Below are 21,576 nucleotides of genomic sequence, written 5' to 3' on the forward strand. Positions count from 1 at the left end.
CTGCTCGAACAGAAACGCGCCTGGATTATACGTTCGGGAAAGTAATGTTGCTTCCCGGCGCTTCACGATGCAGGTGAATAAAGTTCAGGTGGCGCTCGTACTGGTCGAGAATGTCGATGATCACCTGTTCTTTGCTGTAGTCCATCAAATCGTTGCCCTGGCTACCTTCCAGCAGGAAGGTTTCCAGCCGGTAATAGGTCGATTTACCGCTGCGTGCGCGGTAGGTAAAGCCCGGCACCGAATATTTCTGCGGCCAGATCTGGTAAACAAAGTTTTGCTCATCGCCCATATGGACCCGCAGTTCAAGATGCCCCAGCTTCTCATCCGGCAGCGGCGGCTCTATAGAAAGCTCGGCCTTCGCGCCGCGCAGTTCCAGTTCGTGAGAAACCTCTTCCATTGCCGGATAGCAGACGGTATCCATCATCTTCTGCGTATAGCGCGTGCCCGGGTAGTTCATCAGGCGTGACAGACGCTTCTTCCAGCCGAGTCGATCCTGAGCCGTCATCATATAAGGTGCGGTATCGCGGCTGGCGCTGACGCGGCGGTAGTCCTCAATCTTCAGTGATTTATACAGCCCGGCCATCACGAAGAAGATAACAAAGCTAAACGGCAGCCCCATAATCACCGTCATGTTTTGCAGCGCGGAAATACCGTTGGTCATCAGCATGCCCATGGTCAGCAGGCCAATGGCAATGGACCAGAAAATGCGCAGCCAGTTTGGCGCATCGCTGTTTATATCCTTCAGCTTCGAAGTAAAGTTTCCCAGCACCAGCGCGCCGGAGTCCGCCGAGGTCACGTAGAACAGCAGGCCGGTGATGGTGGCAACCGAGGCGCTGAAGGTAAAGCCGGGATACTGAGCCAGCAGGCTATAGAAACCGCGTTCCGGGTGGGCCATCGCTTCCTGAGCAAAGGTGCCGTCGCCGTGGATTATTTCGTACAGGGCGCTGTTGCCGAATACCGAAAGCCACAGCAGGGTGAAGGTGAACGGAATAATCAGCGTTCCGAGTACAAATTCGCGGATGGTACGCCCGCGTGAAATACGCGCCAGGAACAGGCCAACAAACGGCGACCAGGCCACCCACCAGGCCCAGAAGAAAAGGGTCCAGTTGTTCATCCACTCCACCGGGCGGTCGAAGGCAAAGCTATTCAGCGTCATGCCCATGAATCGATTGACGTAATCCCCGACGTTGAGCACCAGAGCGTTAAGCAGAAACTCGGTATTGCCCATAAACAGCACGAACAGGATCAGGCCAAGCGCCAGCGCCACGTTTAACTCGGAGAGGATTCGAATGCCTTTATCTACGCCAGACGTCACTGAAATGGTGGCGATAATCACCGAAAGCACGATTAATGCAGCCTTTGCGCCCATGCTGTCCGGGATATCAAACAGCACATTCAGCCCATAGTTAAGCTGCACTACGCCGATGCCGAGCGTGGTCGCTATGCCGAAGATGGTGCCGATAACGGCGGCGATATCCACGGTGTGACCAATTGGGCCGTTAATCTTCTTGCCGAAAATGGGATATAGCGCCGAGCGAATCGTCAGCGGCAGGTTATAGCGGTAGCTGAAGTAGCCAAGCGCGATGCCCATCAGAGCATACATCGACCAGCCGGTGAGGCCGTAGTGGAACAGCGTCCAGACCATCGCCTGGCGGGCGGCCTCAATGGTTTGCCCCTGGCCTTCCGGGGGCTGCATATATTGCGTCACCGGCTCGGCAACCGAGAAGAACATCAGGTCGATGCCGATCCCGGCGGCAAACAACATTGCGGCCCAGCTAAGCACGCTGAATTCTGGCTTAGATTGCTCGGGGCCAAGCTTGATGGAACCGAAGCGTGAACAGGCAATAAATACCACAAATACAATATAAAGCGTGGCGGCCAGCAGGTAATACCAGCCGAAGCGGGAGGAGACCCAGTTCAGGGTGTGGCCAATCAGGTTTGCGGAGAGATCGCTGTAAAAAATGGTCATCAGGGAAAATAACAAAATCAGCCCGGCGGAAGTGTAGAACACCACCGGGTTGATTTTGTCTTTTTCGCTTTCGGCAATAACGGGCTTCGTCATCGATTACCTCTGGTTAAGTAACGGTGACTACTCTAATGAGCAGTTAAGTTTTTCTTGTGGATTCATGCGAGGTGGATTTTTAACAAATCCATAATGAATGTTGGGTCTCTAAAAGGCCTTTATTATTATCCCATTGAAATAAATCAAATTAAATCCTCTTTTTTCTTGTCGTTGATGCGAATGATTCGCTGTTTTCCTACCGTAACGTAACAATTAATACACATTTTATATTGAACGTTCAATCAATAAAAGTTTAAATAGATAACCATAATTGATGGATGGAGCGGAGCCATGCCGAAAAAAGGTATGCAACCGATACGGCGGCGTCAGCTGATTGACGCCACTCTGAATGCAATAAATGAAGTGGGAATGCACGACGCGACGGTTGCCCAGATTGCCAGGCGCGCCGGAGTATCCACCGGCATCATCAGCCACTATTTTCAGGATAAGAACGGCCTGCTGGAAGCCACCATGCGCGACGTGACCAGGCAACTACGAGACGCGGTGGTCGGCAGGTTAAAGGCTCTGCCCGGTGCACCAGCGGCAAGGCGGTTGTGTGCGATTGTTGACGGTAACTTTGATGAGACCCAGACGCACAGCGCGGCGATGAAGGCGTGGCTGGCTTTTTGGGCCAGCAGCATGCACCAGCCGATGCTCTACCGGCTACAGCAGGTCAGCAGCCGCCGTCTGCTATCCACCTTAACCGCAGAGTTCCGTCGCGAACTGCCTCAGCAAGAAGCGAGGCTTGCCGGTTACGGGCTGGCGGCGTTGATAGACGGCCTGTGGCTGCGGGCTGCACTAAGCGGCAAGCCGTTCGATCGTAAAGCGGCGAGCGTGCTGACAACGCAATTTATCGACCAGCATCTTGCTACGGTCAAAATGTAATTTAGTGAGGAGAAAACATGTCCCGATTCGGTGAACAACAGCTCTATATCGACGGTGGTTACGTTGCCGCTTTAAGCGGTGAGACTTTCGAAACCATCAACCCGGCGAATGGTGAAGTGTTGGCGGTCGTGCAGGCCGCCGGTCGGGAAGATGTTGATCGTGCCGTTGCCTCGGCTAAAAAAGGGCAAAAAGAGTGGGCGGCAAAAACGCCGATGGAACGTTCCCGCGTGCTGCGCCGCGCGGTGGAAATCTTGCGCGAACGCAATGACGAACTCGCGGAACTGGAAACGCTGGACACGGGCAAAGCGTTTAGCGAAACCGCCAGCGTGGACATAGTAACTGGCGCGGACGTGCTGGAGTATTACGCGGGGCTAACCACCACGCTCGAAGGGCAGCAGATCCCGCTGCGAGACAGTTCGTTTGTCTACACCCGCCGCGAACCGCTGGGCGTGGTTGCAGGGATTGGCGCGTGGAACTACCCGATTCAGATTGCCCTGTGGAAGTCCGCTCCGGCCCTGGCCGCGGGTAATGCGATGATTTTTAAACCGAGCGAAGTGACTCCGCTTACCGCGCTGAAGCTGGCGGAAATCTACACCGAGGCGGGCCTGCCGGATGGCGTATTCAACGTGTTGCCGGGTGTTGGCGCTCAAACGGGGCAATTGCTGACCGAGCACCCGGGGATTGCCAAAGTGTCGTTCACCGGCGGCGTAGCCAGCGGCAAAAAAGTGATGGCCAACGCGGCGGGCTCCACGCTGAAGCAGGTCACCATGGAGCTTGGCGGTAAATCTCCGCTGGTTATTTTCGACGATGCCGACCTCAACATGGCGGCGGATATCGCGATGATGGCCAACTTCTACAGTTCCGGCCAGGTCTGTACCAATGGAACCAGAGTTTTTGTTCCTGCCGCGCTTAAAGCCGAGTTTGAACAGAAAATTATCCAGCGTGTAGGCCGTATCCGCGCTGGAGACCTGATGGATCCCCAGACCAATTTTGGCCCGCTGGTCAGCTTCCCACACCGTGAAAACGTGCTGCGCTACATCGAGTCTGGCCGTGAAGAGGGCGCTACGCTGCTGTGCGGCGGCGACAGGCTGCGTGGTGAAGGGTTCGATAACGGAGCCTGGGTCGCGCCTACCGTGTTTACCGACTGCCGTGACGAGATGAAAATCGTGCGCGAAGAGATCTTCGGCCCGGTCATGGCAATTCTTAGCTACGAGTCGGAAGACGAAGTTATCCGCCGTGCCAATGATACAGATTACGGCCTGGCGGCGGGCGTGGTGACTAACGACCTGACTCGTGCTCACCGCGTTATTCATCAGCTTGAAGCGGGTATTTGCTGGATCAACACCTGGGGTGAGTCTGCCGCAGAAATGCCGGTTGGGGGCTATAAGCACTCCGGTATCGGTCGCGAAAATGGCCTGATGACCCTGCAAAGCTATACGCAAGTTAAGTCAATCCAACTGGAGATGGGCTCTTATCAATCTGTCTTTTAACCCCACCTGAGGAGGATGAATGGAATTTGATTACATCATTATTGGAGCCGGTTCCGCAGGTAATGTTTTAGCTGCACGTTTAACCGAAGATCCGCAGACGACAGTTCTGCTGCTGGAGGCCGGTGGCCCGGACTACCGCTTTGATTTTCGTACCCAAATGCCGGCGGCGCTGGCCTTCCCGCTTCAGGGGAAGCGTTATAACTGGGCCTATGAAACCGAGCCTGAACCCTTTATGAACAACCGCCGCATGGAGTGCGGGCGTGGTAAAGGTTTGGGAGGCTCCTCGCTGATTAACGGCATGTGCTACATCCGCGGTAATGCGATGGATCTCGACAACTGGGCAACATTGCCAGGTCTTGAAAACTGGAGCTATCTTGACTGTCTGCCGTATTACCGCAAGGCGGAAACCCGCGATATCGGGCCGAACGATTACCACGGCGGTGAAGGCCCCGTTTCGGTTACCACACCAAAGCAGGGAAATAACCCGCTGTTCCACGCTATGATAGAGGCGGGCGTTGAGGCTGGTTATCCGCGAACCGATGACCTGAACGGCTATCAGCAGGAAGGTTTCGGCCCTATGGACCGCACGGTAACGCCGAAGGGCCGCCGCGCCAGTACCGCGCGTGGTTATCTTGACGTAGCGAAAAAGCGCGACAATTTGACTATCGTGACCCACGCGACGACCGACCGTATTCTGTTTGACGGTCTGCGTGCGGTTGGCGTTGAATATCTGGCCGGTGAGAGCACTATCCACTCGGTTGCAAAAGCGCGTAAAGAGGTATTGTTGAGCGCGGGCGCTATTGCGTCCCCACAAATTTTGCAGCGTTCCGGCGTGGGTAATGCCGAATTGCTGGCAAGTATGGAGATCCCGGTGGTTCACGATCTACCCGGCGTGGGGGAGAACCTTCAGGATCACCTGGAAATGTATTTGCAGTATGAATGTAAAGAGCCCGTATCGTTATACCCGGCGCTGCAATGGTATAACCAGCCGCAGATAGGTGCGGAATGGCTGTTTAAAGGCACCGGTGTGGGGGCCAGTAATCAGTTCGAAGCTGGCGGATTTATTCGCAGCCGCGAAGAGTTTAGCTGGCCGAATATTCAGTATCATTTCCTGCCGGTGGCGATTAACTACAACGGTTCCAATGCGGTGAAAGAGCACGGTTTTCAGTGTCACGTTGGTTCTATGCGTTCGCCAAGCCGCGGGCGCGTACAGCTTAAATCCAGAGATCCGCACCAGCATCCGAGCATTCTGTTTAATTATATGGCTCACGAGCAGGACTGGCAGGAATTCCGGGACGCGATTCGCATCACGCGTGAAATTATGGCCCAGCCCGCGCTGGATAAATATCGTGGCCGCGAAATCAGCCCTGGTCTGGATTGCCAGAGCGACGAGCAGTTGGACGAGTTTGTGCGTAACCATGCCGAAACCGCTTTCCACCCGTGCGGCAGTTGCAAAATGGGCCACGACGACATGGCGGTAGTTGACGAAGAAGGGCGCGTACACGGCTTGCAGGGGCTGAGGGTGGTGGATGCTTCCATCATGCCGCAAATTATTACCGGCAACCTGAATGCGACAACCATTATGATTGGCGAGAAAATTGCCGATGTCATACGCGGCAAAGCCCCGCTCCCGCGCAGCAGCGCCAGCTACTATAAAGCAGAAGGTGCACCGGTAAGAAACGAACCGGCCCGCAAAATTCAGTAACCATTAAAGGCCAGCTTTGCTGGCCTTTCTTCTCTGTGCCGCTTGCTTCACTCGTTCAATAAGCAGTAAAACTACTGTTCAACAACAAGATGGAGAGTCACCGTGCCGCATATCGAAATCAAATGTTTTCCCCGTGAGCTGAGCGAAGAGCAGAAGCAGGCCATTGCCAGCGAAATGTGTGATGTGCTGAAAAAGCATTTTGGCTCCAAGGACGAGTCGCTGTCCGTGGCGCTAAAAATGATTGAGCAGGCGCGCTGGAAAGAGGAGGTCTGGGACACGCAGCTTGCCCCTGAAATGGATTCTCTATTGAAAAAACCGGGTTATAGCCTGTAGTTTTTATCGTGACTGGCCCCTGCAACGGGGGCTTATATCTATATTATTCATAGTAAAACATCGTTTTATGCAAGAAAACCAGCCCCTAACCTTTAACATTCATCCCGGTTCGTTATCTCGTATTACACACGCAATGTGAATTGCTAAGATTAAATGGGGATTGAAATGAATAATATATCTCTTGGTATAAAAGCTTATTTATTCAGGAATGTTACATCAGCTGTTATGCTGGCGGAGAACAGAAGATCGCCCGGAAATATTCGTTTTGCAGAAAAGCTGCTCTGTGCAAGACAATCTTCATCTCGATTCAATAGAGATAAAATCATTGAGTTTATGGGAAGGAAGGTAAGTAAAGGTGAAAAATATGATGTACTTTACAAGGTTATTTTGGATTTAAAGAAAATCCAGATTCCAGAAAAAAACATCCCTGGCGATCGTGATATTTTGAAGACACGACTAACAGAATTACAGCAACAGTTGCTACCCAGTGCCCGTCGCAATTTTGGTCGATATTTCCTGGCAAGCCCGGCGCAAAGCGATAAGGTGCCGGATGAATGCAGGATTAACCGTTTTGAAGACATCGGGGCAGATGTTTTTACTCGTGTTGGCAATAATCTCAATGCAAACAGAGTCGTGGTTAATGAAAATAATCTCGCCATTGCCAGTCAATACCCATTAAAACATCAAATTGAAAACCATTTAAAGATGCTGGTTGATAACCGCACGCCTGTGATGGCTGTTCTGGCATCACGTCAGGAAATCGATGATAGCAGCAATCAAATGCCGGACTATTTCACCACGTCGAATAGATATCCTTGCGGGGTAAATACGCAATCCACATTAATGAAGACAGAATTATTAGGCGATGGCGTCGAAGCAAATGTTTATCGCCTGGATATCCACGGTTATGATAAGAGCATCTCAACCCATGTTTTGCATGTGCACAATTGGCCAGATAAAACGGCTTTAAGTTCGAGGTTAACTAAAAAGCTCGCCCGGACAATTAATAAATGGACCGATAATGGGGTTGCAAAACTTAAAGAACAAGGCAGTCTCGCGGCTAACGACCCGGATAAAATGTTACCGGTTGTGCATTGTCGGGCCGGAGTAGGCCGCACCGGGCAGATTATTGCCGCAATGGCGATGGATAAACAGGATAAACAAATTAGTCTTGAGAAAATCGTCACCGATATGCGCAACACCCGCAGTGGTTTTATGGTCCAGAAAGATCGGCAACTTGACGTTTTGGTTGAGATTGCTGAACAACAGGGGCGACCTCTTATTGAAAACAAAGGTGCTTAAACATGCCGATAGATAAAATAGCTGCCGGTGTCGTTCCCGGTATGCAAAAGGGTCCAGGCGTTCCGGATGACAAACAGAGCACCGGAGAGACAAAATCCTCACTGAGCCAGTTAAAACATGCCGGGCAGGCTGGCCCGGAAATGAAGTTTAACCCGCCAGTACCGGTCAAAATTGACTATAACGCATACCGTTCCGTCAAAAGTTACAATCCCAGAGTTCGTTTTCTGGTTATGCACTACACGGCGCAGAATTTCGCTGACTCAGTAACCTCGCTAACCGGGAATAGCGTAAGTGCCCATTATCTGATACCCGATCCTACGGACAAAACCTATCTTGCCGCAGGTTTCAACGATATGCGCATCTTTAACCTTGTTGATGAAAAAGAACGGGCCTGGCATGCGGGCGTCAGCAACTGGGCCGGACGGAGCAATATTAATGACACCTCGATAGGTATTGAAATTGTTAATCTTGCCTCGGATGATGGCCATGGTAATCTGAATTTCCCTCCCTTTAATGAACAGCAAATAGAAGCTGTCAGGCAACTCAGCCTGAATATCCTCCAGCGCTACCCGGATATTTCACCGAATAATATTGTCGGGCATTCAGATATTGCCCCCGGCCGTAAAAGTGATCCCGGCGCGGCATTCCCCTGGCAACAACTTAGTGAGGCAGGCGTAGGGGCATGGTATCAGCAAGATATTAAAGATAGTTATCTTCGCCAGTTTACCGCTCAAATGCCGGCGGAGAGTGAAGTAATAGAAAAACTTGCCGCCTACGGTTATGACGTATCCGGTGCCGGTACAGATGAAGGGAAAAAGTTATTGTTTCAGGCCTTCCAGCTCCATTTCCGCCAGAGTGATTACGCTGGCGAAATAGATCCTGAAACGGCGGCAATAATTTATGCGCTGGTGGATAAATACACTGGCCGATAATAATGCGTCATGATAGAAAAGGAGCGACACATGCCTTATTCAGCCTTGCTGCCGGGAACGACAACGGGACAAGCGGCAGTTTGTCAGCAACAAAATGATATAGCTCAGAGCGGTAGTACCTCACAAGTTAAAAGAACATCTGACGAACACATGTCTGAGGCTGGCCTGAACTGTTCTTTCACTCCTAAAATCAATAGATTGAGCAACGTGCCGGAAGAGTTTAAGGGTACGGCTCCACGCTCTCCTTCGCCGATGAAACAAGCGATAATACATAAGCAGTCTTTTGCCGATGAGCATGGGGTTGATAACAAACCTTGCACAGGAAAAAGAAAATCTGTGACAGGCGAACCTGATGTTACGGCAGTGACTTCTAAAAAAGCTCATTTTGAGCCCGCTCATCCCAAACAAGAATCAACACTCAATTTTGGGGATCTTATCGGTAGCGGTGAAATAGGATATGTTTATATAGATGCCGACGATGAAGAGTATTTAATCAAACGTTATCATAATGAAACTATGGATGATGTGCCAGAAATAGCAAGGCATGAAACGGCTATGTTTAAACTCTATTACGGTGAGGACTCGGCATCACTGCTGATAGATGAGCATGGAGATCATTACATAAGGATGCTCCGTGTGCCGGGGAAAGCGTTGGATTCTTTGCCTACTGGCTCTTTACCGTATGATGCAGAGCAAAGGTTTTTTGATATGATCAACAGGCTTGATAGCCTTGGAATAACGCATGACGATCTTCATCTCGAAAATATTTTGTGGGATGACGCTTCACAATCTTTTTTCCCCATTGATATAAACAATGGCAAGCATTACTTTTTTGATGCCAGCGCCGAAAGTAAAGCACAGTTTAATGCTATGAGTGAGGATGATTTCAATAAGATCCTGGAAGAAATAAAAAACCACAAAACCTCTATTGCAGATGTTATCACCTGATAATAGAGGCGGAATAAACGTGCCTGGAGAAGGCTTTAATCTCATTCATATCTTGCGATGTTAAAGCCTTCTTCTTCACCCGGAGCAACAAAATAACGGGTAATCAAATCAAACTGCGCGTCCGTGGCGGCAAAATCATGGGTTCCGCTGGCGTTGCGGGCGCGCAGCCTTTCGCGACAAATCTCATCCGGGACATCAAGGAAATGCAGCCGGTTGTCTGCGCCGGAAGAGTCAACAAGCGTTTTCATCCACTGGCGTGTAGCCAGCGTGTTGGCCGGGAAATCCAGCACTACCGATAATCCATTTTTCAGCAACGAAACAAGATGGGGCCCCAGCGCCTGCTTAAGCTTGCCCGAATAGTTCACATAGTCGTCAACCGTCTGCATTTGCTCGCCATACAGTGCCGCAAGCCAGCTATCTTCGCTTATTACAACGGTATTCGGCAAAACCGCAAGCTGCGCGCAGAGCGTGGATTTGCCTGCGGCAATTTTGCCGCACAGCAAATGAAGAGTCGGTTTTGATGGGGTCATTTGTGCCTCATGGGATGTTATGCCTGACCTTACTTTCTACCGGTCGGAAAAAAGAAGCAACTATCAAAAATGGCAGACGAATTTTTGATTATTTTAGCCGCTGCCTTAAGGCTTTTTATTAATAGATTTTGATAAAACAAAAACGCTATTTCCAATTTTTCCTTGTTCAGAACAATAACCCTAAAGGAGTAATTAACGCATAATCGAAGCCAATCTGATCTCGATCAACTGCCTGTCACTTTTGGGCGCTTAGTATCGCACGCTTTCGAAATATAATCATTTATATAACGGTAGGTGCGTAATGAAGTTTCTATTCAAGTCGGCAGTGGCATTGCCGCTTTTCACGTCTCTGGTTAGCCCGGGCGCAGGTGCTGCGGATAAAAAAGCGGAAACATCCGGCAAGCAAGAAGATCAGATTCTGGTAACCGCTACACCCGCTGCCGCGGAAGATAATGCGGCTGGCGCTGGTTTTAAAACGGCGGATATTGACGTCGGGCCTTTGGGAAATAAAGCCTGGATAGATACGCCTTATTCGTCAACCACCGTGACTCAACAGATGATTGAGAATCAGCAGGCAAAAAGCGTCAGTGAATTATTAAAATATTCTCCGAGTACGCAAATGCAGGCGCGTGGTGGCATGGATGTTGGCCGCCCGCAAAGCCGCGGTATGCAGGGTAATGTTGTTTCCAATAGCCGACTTGATGGTCTGAATATTGTCTCCACGACGGCTTTCCCGGTGGAAATGCTGGAGCGTCTGGATGTGCTAAATAGCCTGACCGGAGCGTTGTATGGCCCGGCGAGTCCTGCTGGGCAATTTAACTTTATCGCTAAGCGGCCAACGGAAGAAACGCTGAATAACGTAACGCTGGGCTACCAGAGCCGCAGCGCTTTTAGCGGGCATGCGGATTTGGGCGGCCACTTCGATGACGAGCACCGTTTTGGCTACCGCGTAAACCTGCTGAACGAGGAGGGCGAAGGCAACATCGACGACAGCACGTTACGCCGCAAGCTGCTCTCCGTCGCCTTTGACTGGAATATCCGGCCCGGCACCCAGCTCCAACTGGACGCCAGCCACTATGAGATGGTGCAAAAAGGGAATCCGGGCGGCTTTAGCTACGGCCCGAACGTCAAACTCCCTTCGGCACCGGATCCGAAAAACAAAAATCTGGCGCTTAGCACCGCAGGGAACGATCTCACCACCGATACCGTCAGTACGCGCCTGATTCATTACCTCAATGATGACTGGTCGGTAACTGCCGGAGTAGGCTGGCAGCAGGCCGATCGTGCCATGCGCTCGGTTTCCAGCACCATTCTGAATGACAAAGGCGATATCTCCCGCTCGTTGAGTGATTCCAGCGCGGCAGGCCGCTTCCGTGTTTTGAGCAATACGCTGACGCTTAACGGCCATGCCGATACCGGCTCAATTGAGCACGATCTGGCGCTCTCCACCACCGGCTATATCTGGTCTTTATACAGCGGGAAAGGCGCCAACACGCGTTATAACCTTGGCAGCTCTAACATGTATGACCCCACGCCGATGGCAGAGCCTTCCGACGGGCGTATCAATAAACACGGCGCGCGCTACAAATCCGGCGAAAATAGCCAGCAGAGCGTGACTCTGGGCGATACGGTGACTTTTAACCCGCAGTGGTCTGCCATGTTCTACCTCAGCCAGAGCTGGATACAGACGCAAAGTTTTAATAAACAGGGGCAAAAAACCGGGCAGAACGATCAGAACGGGTTAAGCCCGAACGTGGCTCTGATGTACAAAATTACTCCCGAGCTGATGGCCTACGTCAGCTATGCCGACTCGCTGGAGCAGGGCGGAACCGCCCCAACAGGGATGGGGGTTAAAAACGAAGGGCAAACGCTGGATCCATATCGCAGCCAGCAGTATGAAATTGGCTTAAAGGCGGATGTCGGCGGGATGAATCTCGGCGCGGCGTTATTTAGCCTGAAACGGCCGTTCGCCTATGTGGATGCTGCTGATATGGTTTATAAAAACCAGGGCGAGCAGATGAATAATGGCCTTGAACTGACGGCTACCGGCAAAGTCTGGCAGGGGCTTAATATCTATAGCGGCGTAACTTTCCTTAATCCGAAATTAAAAGATACCGTTTCGCAAAGCACCAGCGACAAACGAGTTGTCGGTGTCGCGAAAGTGCAGGCCAACCTGCTGGCAGAATACAGCCTGCCTTCACTCCCGCAATGGGTCTACAGCGCCAACGTTCATTACACCGGTAAACGTGCTGCGAATGATACTAACACCGCCTGGGCGGGGAGCTATACCACGCTTGACCTCGGCACACGCTACTCCACAACGTTCCAAAAAGTCCCCACCACCTTGCGCGTGGCAGTGAACAACGTGACCAATGAGCATTATTGGGCCTCGATCTTCCCGTCAGGCACCGACGGTGACGGCGGTTCCCCAAGCGCATTCCTCGGCAACGGGCGAGAAGTTCGAGCCTCTGTTACTTTCAATTTCTGACGGGTGACAAAATGAAACTTGAGCGCATTTTCCTCGCATTAGCGATGGGAGTTTGTGCGTTATCTACGGGCAGCGTGAGAGCTGCTCTTCCTCACGGCGAGCTGAGAATTGCTTCGCCGTGGCCGGCACAAAACACCATTATTACCATGTTGGGATACGGCGACAGCATTGTCGGCACGTCGAAGATTGCTCAGCAAATCCCGCTGTTCAGTCAGAGCCTGCCGCGAATTAAAAACGTGCCAATAGTCAGTATGAATAGCGGGCGAGAACTCGACCCGGAGCAGCTTATTGCCCTGAGGGCGCAGCTGGTATTTATCCCGGAAGGCACCCAAATACCCCGGCAGGAAACGCTGGAGCAGGCTGGCGTACGCGTGCTGGCTTTTGAGGCTAATTCCATGCAGGCATTAACGCGTAGGGTGCAGCAAACGGCGGACGTTTTGGGTGAGGATGCGCAGGTAAAAGCCAGCCTGTATCAGCGCTATTTCGACCGCAATGTGGCCCTGGTCAAAACGCGCCTTCAGAACGTTCCCGATGATAAACGCTTGACGGTGTATCACAGCATGGGTGGCCCGCTGACCACGACAGGGCGGCCGTCGCTCAATCAGGACTGGATGGATCTGGCCGGGGCCAAAAACGTGGCTGAAAACTGGTTTGATGGCAGGAAAAATCGCCCGGGCGAAGTCTCAATGGAGCAACTGGTTGCGGCCAATCCCGCAGTTATAGTGGCGATGAACAAGCGAGATGCGGACGAGATCCTCTCTTCCCCGCAGTGGGCAAGTGTTGATGCGGTGCTTCATCATCGCGTCTATGTGAATCCCAAAGGGATGTTCTGGTGGTGCCGGGAAACGAGTGAAGAGGCGCTACAGTTTTTGTGGCTGGCAAAAAAACTTTACCCGGAACAATTCAGCGATGTGGATATGCAAAAAGAGACCAGAGATTTTTACCGCAGCTTCTTTGGCCTGACGCTTAGCGGCGAGCAAATCGCGGCCATTCTTAACCCGAAAATGTAGCGGCCCGAACCCGGGCCGCCGGAGGATTATTTCAGCTTTGTCCAGTAGGTTCCGGTTTCTTTCACCGTCATAAACTCGCGATTCATCTCATCGAGAGTTTGCTGCGGATCCATATCTTCGAACAGCTGCGGATGGAAGGTTTTGGCGAAGAACTCCACATCCAGCAGGTGCCACGGTGAGAGATAAAAATTGTGCCACAGCGCCCATGCATTGCCGTTCTCAATCGCGCTCAGGCCGGAAATAATCTTCTGCTGCCCAACGACCTGAGTAAAACTTTGCTGCGCCTGAGCCGCCGTCACTTCGGAGCCAAGCTGTAGCCTGCCGTCCTGCTGCGGTCCGGCGCTACCGGTGGCAATATAAATATCAGGGTTCACGGCGAGCAAAGCTTCAGGGGCGATTTTGCCGTAGACGCCGGGGAAGCGGCTTGCCGCAATATTGTCGCCTCCGGCAAAGGCCAGCAGGTCGGCCAGATTGCCGCGCCCGACGGTAGTACAGCAGTCGCTTTTATCGCCAAGGTGCAGCTGGAGCATCACCGTTGGCTTTACCGGTTTGGCATCGACTAAACGTTTGGCAATTTTATCCATATGCCGCTGATAGAAGGCGATAAACTTCTCCGCTTTCACTTCGTCATTCAGCGCCTCGCCAAGAATACGCAGGCTCGGAACTGTGTTATTTAACTGATCGACGCGGAAATCCACATAAATGACCGGAATATGCGCCTGAGTCAGCTGGGCGAGGAAGCTGTCGTGGTTGCTCTCCTTTTTGGCATAAATCGGGAGGATGACCAGATCCGGGCGCAGGGCGATAACTTTCTCAACGCTTATCTGCGAGAAGTTATTATTGCCAATGATCGGAATATCTTTAATTTGCGGGAACGCCGCGCTATAGCGGTTCCACGTCTGCGGGTCGAGGCGCTTTAAATCCGCAGGCCAGCCGACGATGCGTTTAGCCGGGTTGCCGTCCTCAACCAGCGCCAGGGTATAGATCATGCGGCTTTCGCCGACCACCAGGCGCTGCGGATTGTCCGGCACGTCGACTTTACGCTGGAGAATATCGGTTATGGTTTTGGCCTGAGCGCCGGCACTGAGTGCCAGCAGGGCCGCAAGTAATAGCGACTTTTTCATCTCAGAAATCCACGCTTGCGGACAGGTATACGGTGCGAGGTTCGCCTTCAATCACGCGCAGGTTACCGGCGCTTGATTCGTAATATTCCCGGTCAAACAGGTTTTTTACGTTCAGTTTCAGCTCGGTGTTTTTGCCAATAAGCTTGCTGTCCCACGCGATAAACGCATCGGCCACGGTATAGGAAGGCATGGTGAAGCTGTTTTCCGGATCGCCCGCACGGCTTCCCACGTAACGTCCGCCGCCGCCCAGACGCAGTTCACCCGGCAACCAGGAGAAGCGCAGGGTGTGGCTGAGGTAAAGGCCGCCCATAGTCGTTGGGGCATTTACCAGGCGATTGCCGACGTTGATTGGGTTAACGTTATCTTCGACGATCTCGGTTTTGTCGTAGCTGTAGTTGGCCGTCAGGTTCCAGTCCTGTGCAATTTCACCGTTCAGCTCAAGTTCTGCGCCGGTGGAGCGGGCTTTTGGAATGTTACGAGTGACGCCGTTAATAAACACCGACATATCTTTCTCGTCGATGCGATAAAGCGCCAGGCTGCTGCTCAGATGCGGCATCATCTGCCACTTCGCGCCAACTTCCCAGGTGGTGCCTTTCTCGGTTGAGGCCACGTTGCCGTTATCATCGGTCTGCGTCGAAGGGGTGAACGACTTGCTGTAGCTACCGTAAAGCGACACATCAGGTATGACTTTGTACACCAGGCCCAGCTGAGGCAGGAAGGCATTGCCTCTGTCCTCGAGGGTAGTTTGAGGTTTTACCCAACCCGAACTTGAGGTTTGAGTGTAGCGCTGGAGGCGGCCGCCGAGCACCGCAATCCACTGCTCGGTCAGGTGGATGCTGTCTTTGGCAAACAGCGAGCGGCTATAGAGATTGGTGCGCAAGTTGCTGTTGGAGTCATTATATGTGCTGCTGCCAACGATCGGCGCTTCCCCGTAAACCGGGCTGTTCATATTGAAGGTTTTCGACACCTTGCCGCGGTACGAATACTTCTTGTAGGTTTCGTTCTGCTCGTAGTCCGCGCCGAGGGTGATGTCATGCGTCATACCCAGCAGTTCCGGGCTGCCGCTGATGTCCCAGGAAGCGTAATCGGTCTGGTGGTTAAAGCCCCGGTTGGCGTCGGCCCGGCGGGAAACAATCCCGGATTTAGGATCGACCGCGGTGGCGCGAACTTCGTTGCTGTCGTAGCGGCGCTGCATCCATGCGTAGTTGAGGTTGGTTTCCCATGTGTCGTCCAGCTTGTACGAATAGTTGGTTGTCAGGCGTTTGTTCTTGCCCCAGGCGTGGTTCGCGTAATCGTCGATGCGGCGGTTGTAGGGAATATCGAGCGGTTTGCCGTTGATGAATGCGGTACCGCGGTCATACGGAATATCGAACTTGTACTCCACGTAGCTGATATTGAACGAGGCTTTGTCCCCGTACCAGCTCAGGGAAGGGGCGATCAGCGTGTGCTCGTCGCTGCCGAAGTTGCGCCAGTAATCTTCGTGCTGGCGCTCCGCCACCAGGCGGAAGGCAAAACCATTGCCGAGCGGCCCGGTAACGTCAACCATACCGGAGCCCCCGCCGTTGCTGCTGCTGGTGCCGCTGACGTGGGTGTTCCAGCTGTACTGCGGTTTCTTGCTGACCAGGTTGATAACGCCGCCTGGGTTAAGAATGCCGTACAGCAGAGAGGCTGAGCCTTTCAGGACTTCAACGTGGTCGATGCTGGAGTCCATCGCCAGCCCCTGGTTGCTGCGCACGCCGTCGATAAACACGGAGCCGTCGCTATTGGAACCAAAGCCGCGTTTTACAAAGCCGTCTTCTATACCGCCCAGCGTGTTGCTCTGGGTTACGCCGCTGACAAACTTCATGGCGTCATTTACCGAAGTGACATCGTAGTCATCAATAACCTGAGGCGTAACCACGCTGACGGACTGCGGAATTTCGCTGCGCGGCGTTTTGCTGCGCGAGGCGATGGACGATTCATCCTGGGTGTAGCTTGCCGGGGAACCGTCCGGGTTGGCGTTTGCCACCACCGTTAGCGTGTCTTCCTTCGGCTTGTCGGCGGCACTGGCCTGCCCGCCGATGACGAATGTTGCAAGAATGAGTAATTTTGAATTTAACAGCGCCTGGCGAACGAAAGTAGAAGCAAATGGAATGCGAGTCATGATGTTTATTGTCGATGCTGAAGCAATTTTATAATGGGAATTGAGATGATAATGACAATAATTAGCATTTACAATATTAACTCTGCTTACATAAGCACTGGTTTTAAATACAAAATCCTGATGATTGGGAGGGAGATGATGCGAAGGATTCAGGCAACCGCGAGGAGAGTGCCTCGCGGTCTGAGAAGCAGAATTAGCCGACTTCCGGCAGCAGGCCGACGGTAATCAGGAACTGAATAACGATAACCGCAATACCGCAGGCAAAGACCAGGGCCAGTAAAGGCTTGCCGCCCACCACGCGCCATTTTGCATCCGCGTGCTGTATACGGCTCTGCCACACCAGCATGGACGGCACCAGCAGGGCAAGCACTGCCAGCGCCACGCCAGCATAGCCGAGCGCCATCACAAAGCCCTGTGGGTAGAACAAGGCGAACACCAGCGGTGGCAGGAAGGTCATCAGACCGGTTTGCAGGCGGCCTGAAGCTTTGCGGTTGCGGGCAAATAAATCCCCAAGGTAGTCAAACAGCCCCAGAGAAACCCCGAGGAAAGAGGTTGCCAGCGCGAAATCGGCAAACAGATGAACCGCCAGCTCAACATGCGGCGTAGCCACAACCTGGCGTACAACCTGCAGGAAACCATTAAGACCCGAGTGTTCGGCCATCAGCCCGGTAAATGTGGCGGAATCAATCGCGCCAAGGGTAGCAAGCTGCCAGAAAATATAGGCCACCAGCGGAATGGCGCTGCCGACGATAAAGACCCAGCGCAGTTTGCGAATGTTGCCATTCATATAGCTGACAATGCTCGGCACGCTGCCGTGGAAGCCGAACGAAGTGAAAATCACCGGAATGGCGGAAAGCGCCAGTCCCTTTTCAATCGGCAGGGTTAACAGGTTGGTGTGGTGAATATGCGGCATCATCAGCGTCAGCATCACGACCAGCAGGACAATTTTTGCAGTAAAGAGCACGCGGTTGAACATATCCACCATGTGCGTGCCGATACAGACAATAGCCCCGGCAACCACGGTAAACAGCAGCACGCCTGAAGTTGCTGAAATGGAGGTTGAAAGCCACTGGCTGAGGCTGGCGGCCAGCAGTTCACCTGCGCCGCTGATGTAGGCGGCGGTCAGGGCGTACATCAGGAACAGCATGCTAAATCCGGTGAGCCACTGCCCCGGGCGGCCAAGATAACGCCGGGCGAGGGTGCCCAGGCCGGTGTCGGCGGAGACGTGCTGGTAGACTTCAACCAGCAGCAGCGCGGTGTAACACATCACCCCCCAGAGGCCGGCGAGCATCAGCAGGGTGACGCCGAAGCCCACCCCGGCGGAAGCCAGCGGCATCGCCAGCATTCCTGCGCCAATTGTGGTTCCCGCCACGATAAAAACACTGCCAAGAGTCCTGTTCTTCACGCTTCCCTCTGAATTTACGAATAGTTGTATGCAATTATGCCGCGCAGGGTAAGGGAAAAGTACGAGGGCGTCAAATGAGGGTTACGGATGGTGTTCAGTTATGTTTACATTTTTGAATCAATAAAAAGTGACGCTGTCACGTAATAAAATTAAACCATTGAATACTTGCCAGATGAGGGCGCATTAAGGCTTTATTAATATAAATAGTAATAATAACTAATCTCTTTCTCATGGAGAGCATCAATGAAAGCAAGTTTTGTTATGACAGGGTTACTGCTGGCTTCGGCGGGCTGCGGCGCAACGACTTATCCCATCACCGTTACCGATATGGATAACCAGCGCATCACTATCCAAAAAGAACCACAGCACATTATTTTACAGGATGGCCGAGATATTCTTTCGCTGGCGCTGCTGGACAGGGAAGACCCGTTCAAACGCGTGGTGGCGTGGAATAATCTGCCGAAAAAACAGGACACTCAGACCTGGAATGTGCTGAAGGGTAAATGGCCGGAAGCAAGCAAAATTATCGATATGGGCTTTAGCGATCAGGGAGAAGTGAACCTTGAAAGCGTGCTGGCGCAGCAGCCGGACATGATGATTGCGCAATTGCGGGCTAAACCTGCGCTCGAGCAGACCGGTGTAATCAAATCGCTGAAAAAACTCAATATCCCTGTAGTATTCGTTGATTACGAGCTGCACCCTGTGGAAAACACCGCTAACAGCGTGACGCTGTTAGGCACGGTGCTTAACCAGGAAAAACGCGCCAAAGAGTATGCCGACTTTTATCAGCAGCATCTGACTACTATCCAGAAGGTCGCTGCCGGGGTGAAAAACAAGCCAACGGTCTTTATTGAACCGATTGCCGGGAACAGCGAAAATTGCTGCTTCACCCACGGACATAACGGCTGGGGAGCGCTGGTTGAGGCCGTCGGCGGCAAAAACATCGGTTCCACGCTGCTGCCTGGCAGCGCCGGTTTTGTGCCTATGGAGCAGATTATTGCCATGAAACCAGACGTTTATATTATGTCCGGCTCTAAGCGTCCTAACCCGAGCGTATTGCCGTTTGGTTATGGCAGCAACGAACAGGAAGTGAGCGCAGCACTTAATAAACTGCTGGCACGGCCGACTTTCCAGAGCATCGAGCCGGTGAAAGAAGGGAAGGTTTACGGTGTTTATCACCACTTCTATAACCATCCGTACAATATTATCGGTATGGAAATCCTCGCCAAAGATCTTTATCCGCAGCAGTTAAAAGATCTCGACCCGACCGCGGATTATCACCAAATCATTACCCGCTTCACCCAGTTGCCGGATGCCCCGATATTGCTGAGCTACTCGCTAAGCAAAAATTAATATACGCTACGCTGTAATTAACCCCAGCACTCGATGAGCAGGGGTTAATTAAACAACCTATAAATATAATGTTTAATATATTAATATAAATTCCATGATAATTATTTTTTTAATTCAAAACATCTGCTACCTTTACTTCTGAATGATTTTAAGTGTTTATTTAAATATCATATTTAATATATTGAAAATATGACTTTTAAATTAAATGCATTCATCACAAACAATAAGCGAGGATGATATCATGGAAAATAAAATTAAAATATACAAAGTGTTAAATGAAAACCCATCAATTTATGTGGAACTCAATGAGTTCTCCTTCCCAGTTGATTTAGATTTATACCTGGACAATATATTGGTTGATTCCATCTATAATAAGAATACATATCATATATTTAATGTAACCCAGCCTGGGGTGTACCGGGTAGCTGTAAAATCCCATGATTCATTAAAATTAAATTCTAATAATTTGAATTTTTCTAAAGCAGGCTTTCAGTACGGCGTTCCACTTAAATCATCAAAAGCTTTAGGGGTAATGGATTTTAGTGTTAATGAACCTGAGATTGATAATATTAATGATTTTTATGTCGAAATAAAAATTCATAAGGACAGAGTAAAGGAAACAGAAAGCATATTAAATAAAAGGCTGGAGTTAAATACTTTCCAAAAGAAAGTGTTAAATTTAAATTTATTCCAGAAGGATCATTCAATACATAACTATGAATACTACACAACATCTAATATTTTAAGCAAAGAGGATGCAAAAAATATTCGCCAAAAAATTAACGATATCGAGGGGGTGATTTATTGCTCAATTGTTCCAGTAACAGATAATTTACCGCCTCCTGAATTGAATATTATAGAAAAATCAAAAAATAACTTGAACAATGTTGCTGATACACCTGATTTCTCTGAGTTACAAGGTTATCTTGATGAGCTACATGGCATGAATATTCGTAATGCCTGGTCACATGGTTATTCAGGTGCAATGGTGGCCATTAGACATCTCGATTTTGGGGTTTATAAAAATCATGAAGATTTTCAGGAGGGTAATATCACGGTTGTGAGCAGCCGTGATGAAACAAATGACTGTGATCATGGAACTGCATCAACAGGTTGTATAGCAGCAGGTAATAACGGCTTTGGTGTTACAGGAATAGCGCACTCATCATCATTTTATTTCTATGATACCGGAGACATAGATAAAATATTAGAGCAGGCACATCCCGGTGATATTGTAAGCCTGGATATTCAGTGGACAGTAAATAATATTCTTGTACCAGCAATAGCAATAAAAAGTTGGTGGGATACAATTTACAACCTCACTGAAAAAGGGGCTATCGTCATAATGGCCGCCGGTAATTCGGGGGTTGATTTGAGTAATACATCTATTTGCCCTGACTACGGTGACTCAGGCGCGATGCTTGTAGGAGCTTGCAATTCATCGACCGGGCGTAAACTTTCATTTTCAAATTATGGACACTACTCATCACTTATCAACTCCTGGGGACAAAATGTCACTACAACAGGTTATGGCACATCGCAAAATTTACCAGGTCATAATCGAGACTACACGAATAATTATTGGGGAACATCGAGCGCAACACCTTTATGTTCAGGTGCATTAGCTTTGTTGCAGTGTTATGCAAAAATGCATGGACTTGTTCTCACAGCAGAAAGTATGAAACAGTTGTTAAATGAATCTGATTACACCGAAGGTGTTGATGACCTTATTGGAAAAAGACCAAATGTAGAACAGCTGTTTACTTGTATTGAAAACATGTTTATCTAACCTGTAAATGAGTGAAGTCCACCCTCCTTATCATTAAATTACATCAATCACAATTTTTTGATTTTATTTTTGGCGGT

At 50.8% G+C, this 21,576-nt stretch carries 16 protein-coding genes; 11 read left to right on the plus strand and 5 right to left on the minus strand.

The annotated features are described in order from the left end of the window. Positions 1 to 25 precede the first annotated feature (25 nt). Complete coding sequence (locus HMPREF0201_RS09740; RefSeq protein WP_016536438.1) at positions 26 to 2,062, minus strand: choline transporter; 2,037 nt, start codon at positions 2,060 to 2,062, stop codon at positions 26 to 28. A 291-nt stretch (positions 2,063 to 2,353) separates the two neighbouring features. Between HMPREF0201_RS09740 and betI the strand changes: the two genes are divergently transcribed. From betI to HMPREF0201_RS09775, 7 genes are all read left to right on the plus strand, one after another. Continuing rightward, positions 2,354 to 2,947 (plus strand): transcriptional regulator BetI, encoded by a 594-nt coding sequence (gene betI, locus HMPREF0201_RS09745; RefSeq protein WP_016536439.1) that lies wholly within the window; start codon positions 2,354 to 2,356, stop codon positions 2,945 to 2,947. Positions 2,948 to 2,964: 17 nt separating this feature from the next. Next, positions 2,965 to 4,437, plus strand: a complete 1,473-nt coding sequence (gene betB / locus HMPREF0201_RS09750) for a betaine-aldehyde dehydrogenase (RefSeq protein ID WP_016536440.1) — start codon at positions 2,965 to 2,967, stop codon at positions 4,435 to 4,437. A gap of 19 nt (positions 4,438 to 4,456) precedes the next feature. After that, positions 4,457 to 6,142, plus strand: coding sequence for a choline dehydrogenase (gene betA, locus HMPREF0201_RS09755; protein WP_016536441.1), 1,686 nt, complete (start codon positions 4,457 to 4,459; stop codon positions 6,140 to 6,142). Between the two features lie 102 nt (positions 6,143 to 6,244). Beyond that, the gene (gene pptA / locus HMPREF0201_RS09760) at positions 6,245 to 6,475 is read left to right on the plus strand and encodes a tautomerase PptA (RefSeq protein ID WP_016536442.1); all 231 of its coding nucleotides are present in this window, start codon (positions 6,245 to 6,247) and stop codon (positions 6,473 to 6,475) included. A gap of 165 nt (positions 6,476 to 6,640) precedes the next feature. Further along, entirely contained in the window at positions 6,641 to 7,777 is a 1,137-nt protein-coding gene (locus tag HMPREF0201_RS22900) for a protein-tyrosine phosphatase family protein (protein ID WP_160160631.1), read from the plus strand. A gap of 140 nt (positions 7,778 to 7,917) precedes the next feature. Beyond that, positions 7,918 to 8,709 carry an N-acetylmuramoyl-L-alanine amidase gene (locus HMPREF0201_RS09770; protein ID WP_039899298.1) on the plus strand — a complete coding sequence of 264 codons (792 nt, stop codon included), beginning with the start codon at positions 7,918 to 7,920 and terminating at the stop codon, positions 8,707 to 8,709. A gap of 30 nt (positions 8,710 to 8,739) precedes the next feature. Beyond that, entirely contained in the window at positions 8,740 to 9,657 is a 918-nt protein-coding gene (locus HMPREF0201_RS09775; protein ID WP_039898229.1) for an OspG family effector kinase, read from the plus strand. A gap of 41 nt (positions 9,658 to 9,698) precedes the next feature. Here HMPREF0201_RS09775 and HMPREF0201_RS09780 read toward each other — a convergent pair whose 3' ends face one another. Further along, the gene (locus tag HMPREF0201_RS09780; protein ID WP_016536446.1) at positions 9,699 to 10,187 is read right to left on the minus strand and encodes a P-loop nucleotide/nucleoside kinase family protein; all 489 of its coding nucleotides are present in this window, start codon (positions 10,185 to 10,187) and stop codon (positions 9,699 to 9,701) included. Between the two features lie 301 nt (positions 10,188 to 10,488). Here HMPREF0201_RS09780 and HMPREF0201_RS09785 point away from each other — a divergent pair, with 301 nt between their 5' ends. Both HMPREF0201_RS09785 and HMPREF0201_RS09790 read left to right on the plus strand, forming a co-directional pair. Then, positions 10,489 to 12,675, plus strand: coding sequence for a TonB-dependent receptor (locus HMPREF0201_RS09785; protein ID WP_016536448.1), 2,187 nt, complete (start codon positions 10,489 to 10,491; stop codon positions 12,673 to 12,675). Positions 12,676 to 12,686: 11 nt separating this feature from the next. Continuing rightward, positions 12,687 to 13,685 carry an ABC transporter substrate-binding protein gene (locus HMPREF0201_RS09790; protein WP_016536449.1) on the plus strand — a complete coding sequence of 333 codons (999 nt, stop codon included), beginning with the start codon at positions 12,687 to 12,689 and terminating at the stop codon, positions 13,683 to 13,685. Positions 13,686 to 13,711: 26 nt separating this feature from the next. On the opposite strand, the gene HMPREF0201_RS09795 is transcribed toward HMPREF0201_RS09790, so the two are convergent. From HMPREF0201_RS09795 to tyrP, 3 genes are all read right to left on the minus strand, one after another. Then, positions 13,712 to 14,809 carry an ABC transporter substrate-binding protein gene (locus tag HMPREF0201_RS09795; RefSeq protein WP_016536450.1) on the minus strand — a complete coding sequence of 366 codons (1,098 nt, stop codon included), beginning with the start codon at positions 14,807 to 14,809 and terminating at the stop codon, positions 13,712 to 13,714. A 1-nt stretch (position 14,810) separates the two neighbouring features. Next, a complete protein-coding gene (locus tag HMPREF0201_RS09800) occupies positions 14,811 to 16,952 on the minus strand; it encodes a TonB-dependent siderophore receptor (RefSeq protein WP_016536451.1) in 2,142 nt (713 codons plus the stop codon). Positions 16,953 to 17,145: 193 nt separating this feature from the next. Next, a complete protein-coding gene (gene tyrP, locus HMPREF0201_RS09805; protein ID WP_016536452.1) occupies positions 17,146 to 18,357 on the minus strand; it encodes a tyrosine transporter TyrP in 1,212 nt (403 codons plus the stop codon). A 243-nt stretch (positions 18,358 to 18,600) separates the two neighbouring features. Between tyrP and HMPREF0201_RS09810 the strand changes: the two genes are divergently transcribed. Both HMPREF0201_RS09810 and HMPREF0201_RS09815 read left to right on the plus strand, forming a co-directional pair. After that, complete coding sequence (locus HMPREF0201_RS09810; protein ID WP_016536453.1) at positions 18,601 to 19,710, plus strand: ABC transporter substrate-binding protein; 1,110 nt, start codon at positions 18,601 to 18,603, stop codon at positions 19,708 to 19,710. A gap of 241 nt (positions 19,711 to 19,951) precedes the next feature. After that, on the plus strand, positions 19,952 to 21,499 hold the full coding sequence (locus HMPREF0201_RS09815) for a S8 family serine peptidase (protein ID WP_055696361.1): 1,548 nt from the start codon (positions 19,952 to 19,954) through the stop codon (positions 21,497 to 21,499). The last annotated feature ends 77 nt before the right edge of the window (positions 21,500 to 21,576 follow it).

Source organism: Cedecea davisae DSM 4568 (genome assembly GCF_000412335.2).
Lineage (GTDB): Bacteria > Pseudomonadota > Gammaproteobacteria > Enterobacterales > Enterobacteriaceae > Cedecea > Cedecea davisae.